At 70.3% G+C, this 12,094-nt stretch carries 14 protein-coding genes; 6 read left to right on the top strand and 8 right to left on the bottom strand.

Features of this window, described 5'->3' with window-relative positions; genetic code table 11:
- Positions 1 to 121: 121 nt before the first annotated feature.
- Positions 122 to 1,123, bottom strand: coding sequence for a DUF4331 family protein (locus ACGFJ7_RS41115; RefSeq protein ID WP_360256747.1), 1,002 nt, complete (start codon positions 1,121 to 1,123; stop codon positions 122 to 124).
- 40 nt (positions 1,124 to 1,163) lie between these two features.
- Positions 1,164 to 1,712 (bottom strand): carboxymuconolactone decarboxylase family protein, encoded by a 549-nt coding sequence (locus tag ACGFJ7_RS41110; protein ID WP_392647426.1) that lies wholly within the window; start codon positions 1,710 to 1,712, stop codon positions 1,164 to 1,166.
- A 165-nt stretch (positions 1,713 to 1,877) separates the two neighbouring features.
- Between ACGFJ7_RS41110 and ACGFJ7_RS41105 the strand changes: the two genes are divergently transcribed.
- Together ACGFJ7_RS41105 and ACGFJ7_RS41100 are read left to right on the top strand one after the other, a co-directional pair.
- Complete coding sequence (locus ACGFJ7_RS41105; RefSeq protein WP_360256751.1) at positions 1,878 to 2,510, top strand: RNA polymerase sigma factor; 633 nt, start codon at positions 1,878 to 1,880, stop codon at positions 2,508 to 2,510.
- Positions 2,507 to 3,355: a hypothetical protein gene (locus ACGFJ7_RS41100; protein ID WP_392647423.1), complete on the top strand. Its 849-nt coding sequence runs from the start codon at positions 2,507 to 2,509 to the stop codon at positions 3,353 to 3,355. The genes ACGFJ7_RS41105 and ACGFJ7_RS41100 overlap by 4 nt, the downstream gene beginning before the upstream one ends.
- A gap of 21 nt (positions 3,356 to 3,376) precedes the next feature.
- On the opposite strand, the gene ACGFJ7_RS41095 is transcribed toward ACGFJ7_RS41100, so the two are convergent.
- The gene (locus ACGFJ7_RS41095) at positions 3,377 to 4,207 is read right to left on the bottom strand and encodes a CPBP family intramembrane glutamic endopeptidase (RefSeq protein ID WP_392647421.1); all 831 of its coding nucleotides are present in this window, start codon (positions 4,205 to 4,207) and stop codon (positions 3,377 to 3,379) included.
- Between the two features lie 217 nt (positions 4,208 to 4,424).
- On the opposite strand from ACGFJ7_RS41095, the gene ACGFJ7_RS41090 reads away from it, so the two are divergent.
- Entirely contained in the window at positions 4,425 to 5,630 is a 1,206-nt protein-coding gene (locus ACGFJ7_RS41090) for a serine hydrolase domain-containing protein (protein WP_392647418.1), read from the top strand.
- Between the two features lie 13 nt (positions 5,631 to 5,643).
- Here the strand turns inward: ACGFJ7_RS41090 and ACGFJ7_RS41085 are convergent, their stop codons facing one another.
- A complete protein-coding gene (locus ACGFJ7_RS41085; protein ID WP_360256761.1) occupies positions 5,644 to 6,069 on the bottom strand; it encodes a MarR family transcriptional regulator in 426 nt (141 codons plus the stop codon).
- Positions 6,070 to 6,155: 86 nt separating this feature from the next.
- Here ACGFJ7_RS41085 and ACGFJ7_RS41080 point away from each other — a divergent pair, with 86 nt between their 5' ends.
- Together ACGFJ7_RS41080 and ACGFJ7_RS41075 are read left to right on the top strand one after the other, a co-directional pair.
- Positions 6,156 to 7,100, top strand: a complete 945-nt coding sequence (locus ACGFJ7_RS41080) for an NAD-dependent epimerase/dehydratase family protein (RefSeq protein WP_392647414.1) — start codon at positions 6,156 to 6,158, stop codon at positions 7,098 to 7,100.
- A gap of 56 nt (positions 7,101 to 7,156) precedes the next feature.
- The gene (locus ACGFJ7_RS41075) at positions 7,157 to 7,552 is read left to right on the top strand and encodes a helix-turn-helix domain-containing protein (protein ID WP_360256765.1); all 396 of its coding nucleotides are present in this window, start codon (positions 7,157 to 7,159) and stop codon (positions 7,550 to 7,552) included.
- Here the strand turns inward: ACGFJ7_RS41075 and ACGFJ7_RS41070 are convergent.
- Entirely contained in the window at positions 7,549 to 7,956 is a 408-nt protein-coding gene (locus ACGFJ7_RS41070; RefSeq protein ID WP_360256767.1) for a RidA family protein, read from the bottom strand. The two genes, ACGFJ7_RS41075 and ACGFJ7_RS41070, sit on opposite strands and share 4 nt — an antisense overlap.
- A 228-nt stretch (positions 7,957 to 8,184) precedes the next feature.
- Between ACGFJ7_RS41070 and ACGFJ7_RS41065 the strand changes: the two genes are divergently transcribed.
- On the top strand, positions 8,185 to 9,105 hold the full coding sequence (locus ACGFJ7_RS41065) for an SDR family NAD(P)-dependent oxidoreductase (protein ID WP_392647411.1): 921 nt from the start codon (positions 8,185 to 8,187) through the stop codon (positions 9,103 to 9,105).
- A gap of 13 nt (positions 9,106 to 9,118) precedes the next feature.
- Here ACGFJ7_RS41065 and ACGFJ7_RS41060 read toward each other — a convergent pair whose 3' ends face one another.
- The 3 genes from ACGFJ7_RS41060 to ACGFJ7_RS41050 form a co-directional block, all read right to left on the bottom strand.
- Positions 9,119 to 9,847 (bottom strand): hypothetical protein, encoded by a 729-nt coding sequence (locus ACGFJ7_RS41060; protein WP_392647410.1) that lies wholly within the window; start codon positions 9,845 to 9,847, stop codon positions 9,119 to 9,121.
- Positions 9,848 to 9,916: 69 nt separating this feature from the next.
- Positions 9,917 to 10,780 carry an amidohydrolase family protein gene (locus tag ACGFJ7_RS41055; RefSeq protein WP_392647407.1) on the bottom strand — a complete coding sequence of 288 codons (864 nt, stop codon included), beginning with the start codon at positions 10,778 to 10,780 and terminating at the stop codon, positions 9,917 to 9,919.
- A complete protein-coding gene (locus ACGFJ7_RS41050; protein WP_360256775.1) occupies positions 10,773 to 12,092 on the bottom strand; it encodes an enolase C-terminal domain-like protein in 1,320 nt (439 codons plus the stop codon). The genes ACGFJ7_RS41055 and ACGFJ7_RS41050 overlap by 8 nt, the downstream gene beginning before the upstream one ends.
- Between the last annotated feature and the right edge of the window lie 2 nt (positions 12,093 to 12,094).

The following is a 12,094-nucleotide window of genomic DNA, read 5'->3' as shown; positions in this document are numbered from 1 at the left end:
GGGGCGCCTTTTCGGTGGGGTTGTGTTGGTGCTGGCGCCGGGGGCCCCCCGGGCCGGCGGCGGCGCGCGGGGGGGGGGGCGGGGGGGCCCCCCCCCCGGCCCCCCCCCGCGGCGGGCGGGCTCAGCCGACCTCGGCCGGGATCACGAAGGGGAACTCGTCCGAAGTGCCGGCCGGCGTCAGGCCGGTGCTGACCGCGGAGTTGGTGACCAGCGAGAACATCACCTCGGGAGCGTTGTCGCCGAGGCGGCGGCCGTTGAACCCGGCGAACGAGAAGGCGGCCGCGGTGCCGACGACGTACGGGAGGGTGTCCGGGAAGAGGCGCTGGACCACGGTGGCCGCGTACGCCTCGGGCCGGCTGGTGGTGCCGAGCCGCCGCACAGTGTCGCGGATCAGCTCCTCGGTTGCCTTGCCGTAGCGGTCCCGGTCCTCGGCCGGCCGGGTCTCGTTGGCGTGGCTGGACACCTCGGAGTCGTGGTCGCGGAAGATCGGCCAGATCATCGGCAGACCGGCCCGGTTGATCTGCCGCCAGCCGCCGACGTCGGTGGCGAGCTTGGCCACGCTCCAGACCCGGATCTCACGACCCGGCGAAAGCACGGGGTCGGAGTGCGGAATCTCGAGGACGATGCTCGAAACCGTTGCCCCGGCGAACGTGCTGGCCACGTCGGCCGGCGGGCGCGGATCGGCCGGCTGCCCGTGCTGCACGATCTGGTCGATCAGGCCGAGCTGCCGCAGGTCGAGGAAGAACGGATCGGCCGCGCGCCCGGCCCAGATCCGGATGCCACCTTCGCCGGAGGTGACCACGCCGCTGCGGCCCCGGGCAATCTCGGCTCCGGTGGCCGCGTCGTCGGCCGCTTCGGCTCCGGTGAGCCGGTAGACGCGGTAATTCTGTCCGGCGTCGAAGACCAGGCGAAGGGTGAGCGCCTCGACGCCCGTACCCAAGGCATCGATTTTGAACTCGTATCGGCCCTCGTCGTGGAAGCCGGCCGGGGTCGCGTCGCCGGCCAGCGAGGTGCGGACGTTCATGATCAGGACTGTCGCGCCGGGGCTGTCGAACACGTACTGGTCGGTGATGTTGAGGCGGGGATCCTGCCGGGCGAGCGGCGAATCGAGATGGTGGGACATGGTCGGCTCCTCAGTGGTCTGGCCGGAAGGGCTGTCGATGTCAGTCGCGCAGCGCGACGCCCTCGACGGCCGGGAAGTCGAGGGTGGTCTGGCCGACCGAGTTGAAGTAGTTGGTGAACGTGTTGAGCGCGACGGCGGCCACGATCTCGCCGATCTCGCCGTCGTCGTAGCCGGCCGCGCGAACCTTGGCCAGGTCTTCGTCGGTGACGAAGCCCTTACTGGCGATGATCGCCTTGGCGAAGGTCAGCGCCGCCTCGACCTTCGGGTCGGAAGCCCGCGCGCCGCGGCCGGCGACCAGGTCGTCCTCGGAGAGACCGGCCCGGGCGCCCAGCACGGTGTGCGCGGCCAGGCAGTAGCCGCACTCGTTCTCCACGGCCGCGACCAGGGCGATCTGCTCCTGCACCCGGCCCGGGAGCCGGCCCTTGGACAGCGCGCCGGAGAACTGGAGGTAGGCGTCGAGCACGGCCGGCGAGTTGGCCATCGCCCGCATCATGTTCGGGGTGACGCCCAGGGCCTTCTCGACCCGGCCGAGCAGCGTGCGGGCCTGACCCTCGGCGGTGGCGGGGTCGACGGTGGCGATGCGAGGCATGTCGTTCCTTCTTTCTGGCGATCAGTTTGTTTGGCAGTGCCAACTATTGCGGCAGAGGAGTCCTGGCGCAAGACCTCCCGGTTATGGCCAGAAACACAGGACACTCGCCGTACGGGAACTCGACGGGCGCTGGGGGCATGAACAGGTGTGAGCACAATGCCGGGGATGCCGCCGAAGCCCCACTCCGCCCGTAGCAGACCACCGGACGCCCCGGAGAGTCAGCTCGGCGACGGCGAGCTGTGGCGCCGCGCGATCGCCGGAGACCCGGACAGCTTCGGCGTGCTGTTCGACCGCCATGGCGACGCGATCCACAGCTACTGCGCTCGCCGCACCGGCTCCCTGGACACCGCCGACGACCTGGTGTCCATCGTCTTCCTCGAAGCGTGGCGCCGCCGCCACGACGTCGAGCTCATCGACGGCAAGGCACTCCCCTGGCTGTACGGCATAGCCCGGCGCACCATCCAGCGCCGCTGGCGCACCACCCGGCGCCACCGCGCCGCCCTGGACCGCCTGCCCGCCATCGCTAACGAGCCCGACCACGCCGACGGTGTCGCCGCCCGGCTGGACGATCAACGTCAACTGGCTCGGCTACAGGCGGCCTTCGCCCGGCTCCGTCCAGCCGAACAGGAAGTCCTGACCCTGTGCGTCTGGCAGGGCCTGGACTACGCCTCAGCCGCACTCGCCCTGGGCGTGCCCATCGGCACCGTCCGCTCCCGGCTGTCGCGAGCACGAGCCCGGCTGCACGCCGACGATCCCGTCCCGAACACCTCCACTGTCACGGAACCGGAGCTGTCATGACTTCCACCCTCAGCGGCATGGACCGTGAGCGGCACGCCGCCGTACGCGCCGTGCTGGTGCGGGAAGCGGCGACCGACCGCCGGCCGGTCTGGGCGCGGCCCGCACCGCGCCGCATCGGCCTGGCCCTCACGGCGGTGGCCGCCGTCGCCGTCACCTCCACGGTCATCCTCACCGCCGACCCCACCGCCCCGGCCGGCTACGCCAGCTGGAGCGCCGTCCCCACCAGCGCGACCACCGCCGCCGAGGCGAGCCGGCAAGCCGACGACGAGGACATCGCCACCCAGGCGTCCAAGTGCACCGACCTCACCGGCATCGGCGTCGGCATCCAAGGCGTCCCCGCCCGCCCACAGGCGGCCGCCCGGCGCAGCATCCTGATCGACCGCCGCGGTGACTGGACCTACTGCGTGGACATCACCAAAGGCTCCGGCACCGCCCGCGACCCCCTCATCGTCATCAGCGGCCTGAAAGGCGGCGACGACTTCCAGGGCGGGTCGTCCACGGTGTGGGACCACCCCTACACCTGGCCGGCCGGCACCGACGTCCAGGTCCTCGGCGGTACGCCGTACGCCACCCCGGACGAGGACCCCACGACCGCGAACTACTCCCTCAACGGCTCCCTGGGCCCCCAAGTGAACGGCGTCGACATCAACCTCGCCGACGGCACCACCGTCACCGCCACCATCCACGACGACTTCTGGGCCGCCTGGTGGCCCGGCCAGGCCACCACCGCCCGCGTGGACACCCTCACCATTCACACCAGCACCGGCACCAGCTACGACGTCGACCCCCGAACGATCCAGCTGCCATGGGCCCGATACGGAGCACACACAAGCGTCTGGCGTTGACAGGCGTTCCGGGGACATCGATCACCGGGCAACCGTGGTGGCCTCGGTGACGCCGGCGCTCCGGCCACCCGGCCGGACGATGTGACCGCGGCGGTGGGCCACGATGAGGAAGACGATGGTCAGCAGGGTGCCCGCGCCGACCGCCGCCACGCCGCCCTCGGGACCGAACTCCCCGCCGGTGAACAGCTTCGGACCGGTGATCGTGACGTCGAGCAGGCCCTGGCCGAGGCCGTTGCCGGACGACGTGAGGCTGAAGATGCCGGCGAGCAGGAAGTTCCAGGCGAAGTGCAGGCCGATCGGCACCCACAGGTTGCGGAAGGCGGCGAAGCAGGCGGCCAGCATGAACCCGGCTTCGACGGCGATGGCGAGCGCCCCCCAGAGGGTGGCCTTCTCGTTGAGCAGGTGCATGGCGCCGAACGCCACACCGGTCAGGATCAGCGACGGGTACGTGCCGATCCGCTCCTCGACGATCCGGAACAGCACCCCCCGGAACAGCACCTCCTCGGTCACGGCGGCGGCCGCCATGAACCCGAGGATGCCGGCCGTGTTCGGCACCGAGCCGATGCCGCCGACGTGGAAACCGCCGTTGAAGGCCAGGTTCACCGCGACCGACGCGAACATCGCACCGCCGATCAGCGCCCCCGCGGCGAATCGGGAAACGCCGCCGGCCAGTTCGGTGACCTCGCGATGCTCGGTGCGCCGCACCACCCAGCGGTAGGTGAGGATGGTCAGGACCGCCGACAGCAGGCCGGCGGCGAGGGTCAGCCACGGGTTGTCCCGCACCGCGGCGGTCGCTTGACCGCCCACCACCATGACCACCAGCACGGCCAGGAACTGTTTGACGAAACGCATGACGACTCCTTCACCAGGCCCGCGGCCCGGGGCGCCGCACTGAGAGGAAGGCTATGGATCAACGGCCCGGAAATCGTCACCGCACAGTGGACACCTGCGGGTAGCTCGCTCGGGGGACAAGGATCTGCCCCGGGCCAGGTGTCCCTCGGGCGGGGGACGACGGAGTGTCCACCGTGTGGTGACGTTTTCTCTCATCGATCTTTCTAGCGTCGTCGGCATGAGGAAATCATTTGCGGCCGTCATGCTCGCGGCGACGGTGGCGGGAGCCACCGTGGTCGGTATCGGAGCCGCACAAGCCACAACCAACGGCTCGGGCCTGGGCGCCACGCTGCAGTCCGACGCTGACGCCCTACAGAGGTACGGGGCACCCGGCGTGCTGGTCGAACTGGACACGCCGCGCGGTGACATCCGGGTGCGTAGTGGTCACGGCAACGTCGCGAGGCGCACCCCGATCGCGTGGGACGCGAAGTTCCGGATCGGCAGTTACACCAAGCCGTTCGTGGCGGCGACGGTGCTGCAGCTCGCCGGCGAACGCAAGCTGTCGCTGGACGACAAGGTCGAACGGTTCCTGCCCGGCCTCATCCGCAGCAACGGCAACGACGGCCGGAAGATCACCGTCCGGCAGCTTCTGCAACACACCAGCGGCCTGCCCGAGTACACCAACGCCATGACCGCCATGGGCACCGAGGAGGGATTCCAGGAGTCGCGCCTGCGTACCTGGACGAACGCCGAACTCGTCGGCCTGGCCACGCGGTTCCCGGCCGACTTCGCGCCGGGCACGCGGTGGAGTTACTCCAACACCGGCTACGTCGTGGCCTCGATGATCATCGAGAAGGTCACCGGCCACACCTGGCAGCAGGAGGTCCGCGACCGGATCGTGCGGCCGCTCGGCCTGCGCGACACCTACCTGCCGGGGACCACGCCGACGATCCCGCGCCCGCACGCGGTGGGCTACCAGCGGTTCCCCGGCCCGGGCGCGACGCCGGAGGACCCCCGCTACGGCGAGCCGATCGACGCCACACTGTTGAACCCGTCCCTGGCCGGCCCGGCCGGTGAGATGATCAGCACCGCGGACGACGCCAACACCTTCCTGCGGGCGCTGGTGACCGGCAAGGTGCTCAAGCGCGCCCAGCTCGCCGAGATGCAACGCACCGTGGCGACCGACGACAATCTGCGGGCCAGGTGGCCCGGCGCCCGGTACGGCCTGGGCATCGTGTGGGCGGACAACTCGTGCGGCGGCTACTGGAGCCACGGCGGCGACATCCCCGGCTTCATGACCCGCAACGGCGTCACCCCGAACGGCTCCCGCAGCGTCACCGTGTCGATCAACACCGACTCGCTCAAGCCGGACCCCGGCGTGCAGATGCCCACGGCGGACATCACCACCGACCTGGTCGACCACGCCCTCTGCAACGCCCGCTGAGCCCGGGGTCCGCTCAGTTCTCCACGAGGGTTCGCAGCGTCCGGCGGAACTGATCCGACGCACTGGGGCTGGTCCCGGCCAGGAACGTGCTCTCGGCCTTTCGGTACGCGACCTGAGCCGCGTCGTAGATCTGCAACCCCTGCTCGGTGAGCTCGACGACATTCTTGCGCCGGTCCGCGGGGTCGGGTCGTCGCGTGACGACGCCCTTGCGTTCGAGCACGTCCAGCAACGCCACCATCGTGGTGCGGTCGACGCCGAGCGTCTGCGCCACCTGCAGCTGCGACGCCGGTTCTCGGTTGGCCAGGACCCGAAGCGCCCCGAATTCCTTGCTGTCGATCCCCAGCGGTTCGAGCGCCGCGTCCGTCAACGCCGTGAGCTTCTGGGTCGCGTGCTTGAGGAGGTACCCCAGGACCTCGTGCGGGTCAGCGCTTGTGGACATGACCACCATCTTAGGCGTACTCTGATCGTCAGCACTACTGATCGTTTGAGTTCCTGACAATCAGAGTCACTTCGAAAGGCATCACCATGATTCTCGTCACCGGAGGAGCCGGCTTCATCGGCTCCCACACCGTCCGCGCCCTCACCGAGGCCGGTGAGGAGTGCGTCCTGCTCCAGCGCCGCACTCCGCAGGCTCCCCCGCACCTCACCGACCTGCCCCTTCACCTCGTCCAGGCCGACGTCGCCGACCTCGACGCCCTGCTCGCCGTCGGCCGGCAGTACCCGATCACCGGGATCGTGCACCTCGCCGTCGCCCTGCCCTGGCCGGTGACCGACGACGACCCGATCGAGGCCACCGGGGCGGCCCTGGAGGCGTTCCTCAACATCGCCCGCGCCGCGCAGGCCTGGGGTGTGCGCCGTGTCGTGACCGCGAGCACCATCGGCGTCTACGGCTTCGCCGCCGAAGATGGGCTGACCGAGGACGTGCCGATCTCCTTCGAGCACTCCCACCCCATCCCCACGTTCAAGAAGATCACCGAACTCCTCGCCGGCCACCTCTCGGACGTGACGGACGTGGAGATCGTCAACGCACGCATCTCGGGAACCTGGGGCCCCGGCGGACACCTGCCCGACCCGTTCTTCGCCGCCCCTTCCCTGGCCGACGCCGCAGCCCGGCGCGCCGAACCCGACCTGTCGGGGCTCATCGCGCCGCCGCACGCGGAGGACGCCCTCGACCTGCTGTACGTCAAGGACACCGGTCGCGCGCTCGCGCTGCTGCAGCTCGCGCCGAAGCTGAGCCATTCCACGTACAACGTCGCCTCCGGTCGCGCCACGAGCAACGCCGACGTCATCACCGCGATCCGCTCCGTCGAGCCGGAGTTCCGGTGCGACCTTCCCTCGGGCGGAAACCGCCCGGTGAGCTGGCTCGACATCACACGCCTGCGCGAGGACACCGGTTTCGAACCCCGGTACGACACCGCCGCCGCCGCCGCGGACTACATCGCCTGGCTGCGCGCGGGGAATCAGCGCTGACCCCGCGCCCCGCGATACTCTCTGTCAGTTACTCAGAAACCGAAGGAGAGTGTTGGATGGGAACCCGGGAAGAGATCAGTGGGCTGCCGCCGGAAGCCGATCTGGCCCGGGCGGACTCGCTGGCGCGCGAGATCTTCTCGGATGTCGCCAACAAGTGGGCTCTGCTGATCATCGAGTTCCTGGGCGACGGCGCCCTGCGCTTCGGTGAGCTCCGTACCAAGATCGGCGGCATCAGCCACAAGATGCTCACCCAGAATCTGCGCATGCTGGAACGCAACGGGCTGGTGGAGCGAACCGTCTACCCCACCATCCCGCCGCGTGTGGATTACACCCTCACCGAGGCCGGCGAGGGGTTGCGTCAGGTGGCCGACGGGATGTGCGGTTGGACCCAGCGGTACCTCGGTCACATCGAGGCGTCCCGTAGCCGATTCCGCGACCCGGCCGCCGGCTAGTCCAGCACGGCGACGGCCTCCAGCTCCACGAGGTGCTCCGGCACGTCGAGCGCCACGATGCCGAACAGCGACGCCGGTGCCGCCGGGGTGACGCCCAGCTTCGCCGCCGCGCGGCTGATCCCGTCCAGCACCAGCGGCATCTGCTCGGGCTTCCAGGCGACGACGTGCATGGTCAGCTTCACCACGTCGGCGAAGGTCGCGCCGACGCCGGCCAGAGCGGTTCCCACGTTCAGGTAGCACTGCTCGACCTGGGCGGCGAGATCGCCGTCGCCGACCAGCGCGCCCGACTCGTCCCAGGAGACCTGGCCCGCGACGTGGATGAGCTTCGACCCGGTGGCCACCGACACGTGTCGGTAGATCGGGATCTCGGGCAGCCCGCTCGGGTTCACCAGGGCTACGGCCATGTCAATTGCCTCCGTACTTTCTTTCGGTTACTGGAAAACCGTAGGAGGCCGATACCGATCGCGGAAGAACGCACTTTTTAGTGCCCCGGTCACCAAAAGGTGACCGGGGCCCGAAAAACCGGTCCCCCATGCGAGCGACAGCGAACTGTCCACTCCGTGGTGACGCTTTCGGCGAACTGATCGCTCTAGCGTCATCGGTGTTGCCAGCCGAGGGGAACGGAGAAAAATATGCACACGCTGGTCATGACTGGCGCGACCCGGGGAATCGGGCGCTTCGCAGCGGCCGCCCTGCTGCACGACGACCCGGAGCTCCGGCTTGTCGTCCTCGCCCGTGAGTCCACCAGCGCCGAGGCGATGCGTGAGCTACGGGCCGACGACCGGGTCACGGTCGTGAACACCGAACTGGCGAGTATCGACAGTGTCGAGTCGGCCGGCCGAACCGTGGGCGCTCTGCTCGACGCGGGAGAGCTGCCGCCGCTGCGCGGGTTCGCCGGCAACGCGGGCGTCCAGTTCACCGATGCCCTGCACACCACACCGGATGGCCTGGAGACCACGTTCGCCGTGAACGTGCTGGCCAACCATCTGCTGCTGCGCGCACTCGAATCCCGGCTGGCCGGCCCGGCCCGGATCGTGCTCACGAACAGCGGCACACACTTCGGGGATCTACGGCACACGTACGGACTGACCCCGGCACCACGCTGGGCCGACCCGAGCGTCCTGGCCCGGCCGGGCGCCTTCCCGTCGCCGGCGAGCGCCGCCGCGGGGTACACCGCGTACGCGACCAGCAGGCTCGCGGCGATGTACCTGGTGCACGAGTGGGCGAGGCGCCTGCCTCCTGGCGTGGACATCGTCGCGCACAGCCCTGGCCTGGTCCCCGCCACCGGGCACGGCCGGCACGCCAAGCCCTTCGCCCGCTTCCTCAACGACCGGGTCGTCCCGTTGCTCACGGTGACGCCGGCCATCGACGACGCCGCGACGGCCGGCCGCCGGCTCGCCGCCACCATCACCGGGCGCACGGCCGCGCCGTCCGGCTCGTACGTCGACCGCACCCGCGTGACACCCTCGTCGAGCGAGTCCTACGACGCCGACCGCGAACGCGCCCTGTGGGACTACCTCGAGGCTGTACGGCTGCGCACCATGAACGTATGACCGGCGGCGGACTTCAAACAGATGGGCGCCAGACCACGCTGACGTAGAAGAGGCGGGGGTCGTCGCCTGCCCCGTATTCGTGGTAGGAGGAGACGCTGCCTGAGCCGGCTGGGTGGCGGATCAGGTCCCGGGTCATGCCTGTGGCCTTCATGAGGGCGTCCCGGGCTGTCACCGGCTCCAAGTCGCAACCGAAAGCGCGCAGCGCTTCGGGGTATTCGGCGAATGGGTGTGAGCGGCGCCAGGCCGCGTGCTGCCAAGTGTCTGACTTGGACTGCTGGGCCAGCACCAGAACAGCTTCGGCGGGAATGGGAAAAGCGTCGGGGAAAGCGGGTGGAAGACCGCGTTCGTCGAGCGATTCCAGGAATGTCACGCCGGTGAGGATGTGGGCGTTCGCGTCGTATTCGTAAGGCGGCGCCGGTGGGCGGAGCGGCTCCAGGCGGCCGGACACCCCGCCGGCGTCGAGCGCGGCCAACGCCGCCGCGACCACCCGCGGGGCCTGGCCGGCGTGGTCCTGCAGATCCAGGTGGAGGGTCGGGCCGTCGTCGCTGAGAAAGGCGTCTGCCGCATTGGGTAAGGGCGCGGTGGGCTCGTCGGGGTGGGGGATGGCTCGGACGGCGTCCGCCGCGGCTCGTAGCGCGGCCATGGCCATCTCGTCGTCGGGAGATTCGCGGATCACCAGCACGGCTCGACCGGGGCGGTCGGCCACGTAGGCGGCCAGGGCGGCCTCGTCTCGGTGCAGCATGGCCGAGATTCTGGCACGGGCATCGACGTCGGTGAACGGAAAATGGCAACCGTCGGCCTCACCAGGCGGTCAACATCCGTAGAAGGAGCGGGCGGTGCCGGACAGCACGGCGCCGGCCTCCTCGGGTGAACAGCCGGACAGCAGACCGTCGACCGTCGCGGCCCACCGGTTCCAGCCGCCGGCCAGCGTGCAGACCGGCCAGTCGGACCCGAACATCAGCCGCCGCGGGCCGAACGCGGACAGCAGCACCTCGACGACCGGCCGGATGTCGGCCGGGCTCCAGAGCGCATGGTCGGCCTCGGTGATCAGCCCGGAGACCTTGCACATCACCTGCTCGTGCTCGGCCAGGCGGCGCAGCTGCCGTTCCCAGTCCGTGAGGTCGCCACCGGCGATCGGTGGCTTGCCCGCGTGGTCGAGGACCATCGGCATCTCCGGCAGACGCTCGGCGAGGCGGATGGCCTGGGGGAACTGGTGGCTGCGGACGAGAAGGTCGTACCCGAGACCACGTTGCCGGGCCGCCCGCAACCCGCGCTCGACGTCCGGGCGCTGCAACCAGCCGGGATCGTCCTCGCCCTGGACGAGATGACGCAGACCCCGCAGGTACGCGCCGCCCGGCCCGGCGCTCAACTCGTCGAGAACGTCGCCGACCGCCGGCGATGTCAGATCCACCCAGCCGACCACGGCTCCGACCAGCGGATCCTCGGCGGCCAGGGCCAGAAGCTCCCTCGTCTCGCCGACGGAAGCCAGGCAGTGCACCAGCACCGTGGTCCGCAACCGCCGGCCGGCGATCGGACGGGTGGCCGCCGCGGCCAGGTCCGCGGTGCCGAACGTCCGGCGGATCGGCTGGTGGGCCGGTTCGTCCAGCCAGGGCTGCGGGCGCCGGTCCAGATCCCACAGATGGTGATGGGCGTCGACCAGGCCGGGGTCAGACACGGGAGGACCAGACCGGACCGTCGGGGTACGCGTACTCCTTGAGCGCCCGCGGCAGCATCTGCGCGCTGAGCCCGGGCCGGGCCGGGGCCTGATAGCGGCCGTCGCGCAGGCGTACCGGGTCGACGAAATGCTCGTGCAGATGGTCGACGTACTCGATCACCCGGTCCTCGACCGTGCCCGAGACGGCGACGTAGTCGAACATCGCCAGATGCTGCACCATCTCGCACAGGCCGACGCCGCCCGCGTGGGGGCACACCGGGACGCCGAACTTCGCGGCCAGCAGCAGGATCGCGATGTTCTCGTTGACGCCGCCGACCCGCGCGGCGTCGATCTGCACGATGTCCACGGCACCGGCCTGCAACAACTGCTTGAAGACCACCCGGTTGGCGACGTGCTCGCCGGTGGCCACCTTGATCGGCTGGACTCCGGCTCGTACGGCGGCGTGCCCGAGGATGTCGTCGGGCGAGGTGGGCTCCTCGATCCAGTACGGCCGGTCGGGGGCGAGGGCCCGCATCCACTCGATCGCGGGCGCGACATCCCACCGCTGGTTGGCGTCGACGGCGATCCGCACGTCCGGGCCGACCGCGGCCCGAGCGGCCCGCATCCGGCGGATGTCGTCCTCGAGCGACGCGCCGACCTTCAGCTTGATCTGGGTGAAACCGTCGGCCACCGCCTCCCGCGCGAGCCTGGTCAGCTTCTCGTCGGAGTAACCGAGCCAGCCCGGTGTGGTGGTGTACGCCGGGTAGCCGGTCTCGATGAGCCGGGCCGTGCGTTCCGGCCGGCCCGGTTCGGCCCGGCGCAGCAACTCGAGCGCGTCCTGCGGGGTGAGCGCGTCGCCGAGCCAGCGGAAGTCCACCTGCGACACGAGTTCGCCGGGTGACATCTGGCTGAGGAAGCGCCACACCGGCAGGCCGGCCCGTTTCGCGGCCAGGTCCCACGCCGCGTTCACCACCGCCCCGGTGGCCATGTGGATGACGCCCTTCTCCGGCCCGAGCCAGCGCAACTGCGGGTCGTGGGTCAGGGCGCGAGCGAAGCCGCCCAGGTCCGAGCAGATGTCGTGCACATCCCGGCCGACCACGTACGGTGCCAGCGCGGCGATGGCAGCCGCCTGCACGTCGTTGCCCCGCCCCGTGGTGAAGGCCAGCGCGTGACCCTCCAGACCGTCCGGGGCATCGGTCCGAAGGATCACGTAGGCCGCGGAATAGTCCGGTTCGGGATTCATGGCGTCGGATCCGTCGAGATGCTCCGACGTCGGGAAGCGCACGTCGAGCACGTCAAGGCCGATGATCGAAGCAGCGCGAACAGCAGTCATGG

The sequence above is a fragment of the Actinoplanes sp. NPDC048988 genome (genome assembly GCF_043197815.1).
Classification (GTDB): Bacteria; Actinomycetota; Actinomycetes; order Mycobacteriales; family Micromonosporaceae; genus Actinoplanes.
The sequence above is the reverse complement of the archived record's forward strand: the minus strand, read 5'-3'. Positions and strand labels throughout refer to the sequence as shown.

Bases quoted from the DNA above. Each gene is read 5' to 3' on its own strand.
- ACGFJ7_RS41115 (WP_360256747.1), bottom strand. From the start codon at position 1,123: ATGTCCCACCATCTCGATTCGCCGCTCGCCCGGCAGGATCCCCGCCTC.
- ACGFJ7_RS41110 (WP_392647426.1), bottom strand. From the start codon at position 1,712: ATGCCTCGCATCGCCACCGTCGACCCCGCCACCGCCGAGGGTCAGGCC.
- ACGFJ7_RS41105 (WP_360256751.1), top strand. From the start codon at position 1,878: ATGCCGCCGAAGCCCCACTCCGCCCGTAGCAGACCACCGGACGCCCCG.
- ACGFJ7_RS41100 (WP_392647423.1), top strand. From the start codon at position 2,507: ATGACTTCCACCCTCAGCGGCATGGACCGTGAGCGGCACGCCGCCGTA.
- ACGFJ7_RS41095 (WP_392647421.1), bottom strand. From the start codon at position 4,207: ATGCGTTTCGTCAAACAGTTCCTGGCCGTGCTGGTGGTCATGGTGGTG.
- ACGFJ7_RS41090 (WP_392647418.1), top strand. From the start codon at position 4,425: ATGAGGAAATCATTTGCGGCCGTCATGCTCGCGGCGACGGTGGCGGGA.
- ACGFJ7_RS41085 (WP_360256761.1), bottom strand. From the start codon at position 6,069: ATGTCCACAAGCGCTGACCCGCACGAGGTCCTGGGGTACCTCCTCAAG.
- ACGFJ7_RS41080 (WP_392647414.1), top strand. From the start codon at position 6,156: ATGATTCTCGTCACCGGAGGAGCCGGCTTCATCGGCTCCCACACCGTC.
- ACGFJ7_RS41075 (WP_360256765.1), top strand. From the start codon at position 7,157: ATGGGAACCCGGGAAGAGATCAGTGGGCTGCCGCCGGAAGCCGATCTG.
- ACGFJ7_RS41070 (WP_360256767.1), bottom strand. From the start codon at position 7,956: ATGGCCGTAGCCCTGGTGAACCCGAGCGGGCTGCCCGAGATCCCGATC.
- ACGFJ7_RS41065 (WP_392647411.1), top strand. From the start codon at position 8,185: ATGCACACGCTGGTCATGACTGGCGCGACCCGGGGAATCGGGCGCTTC.
- ACGFJ7_RS41060 (WP_392647410.1), bottom strand. From the start codon at position 9,847: ATGCTGCACCGAGACGAGGCCGCCCTGGCCGCCTACGTGGCCGACCGC.
- ACGFJ7_RS41050 (WP_360256775.1), bottom strand. From the start codon at position 12,092: ATGACTGCTGTTCGCGCTGCTTCGATCATCGGCCTTGACGTGCTCGAC.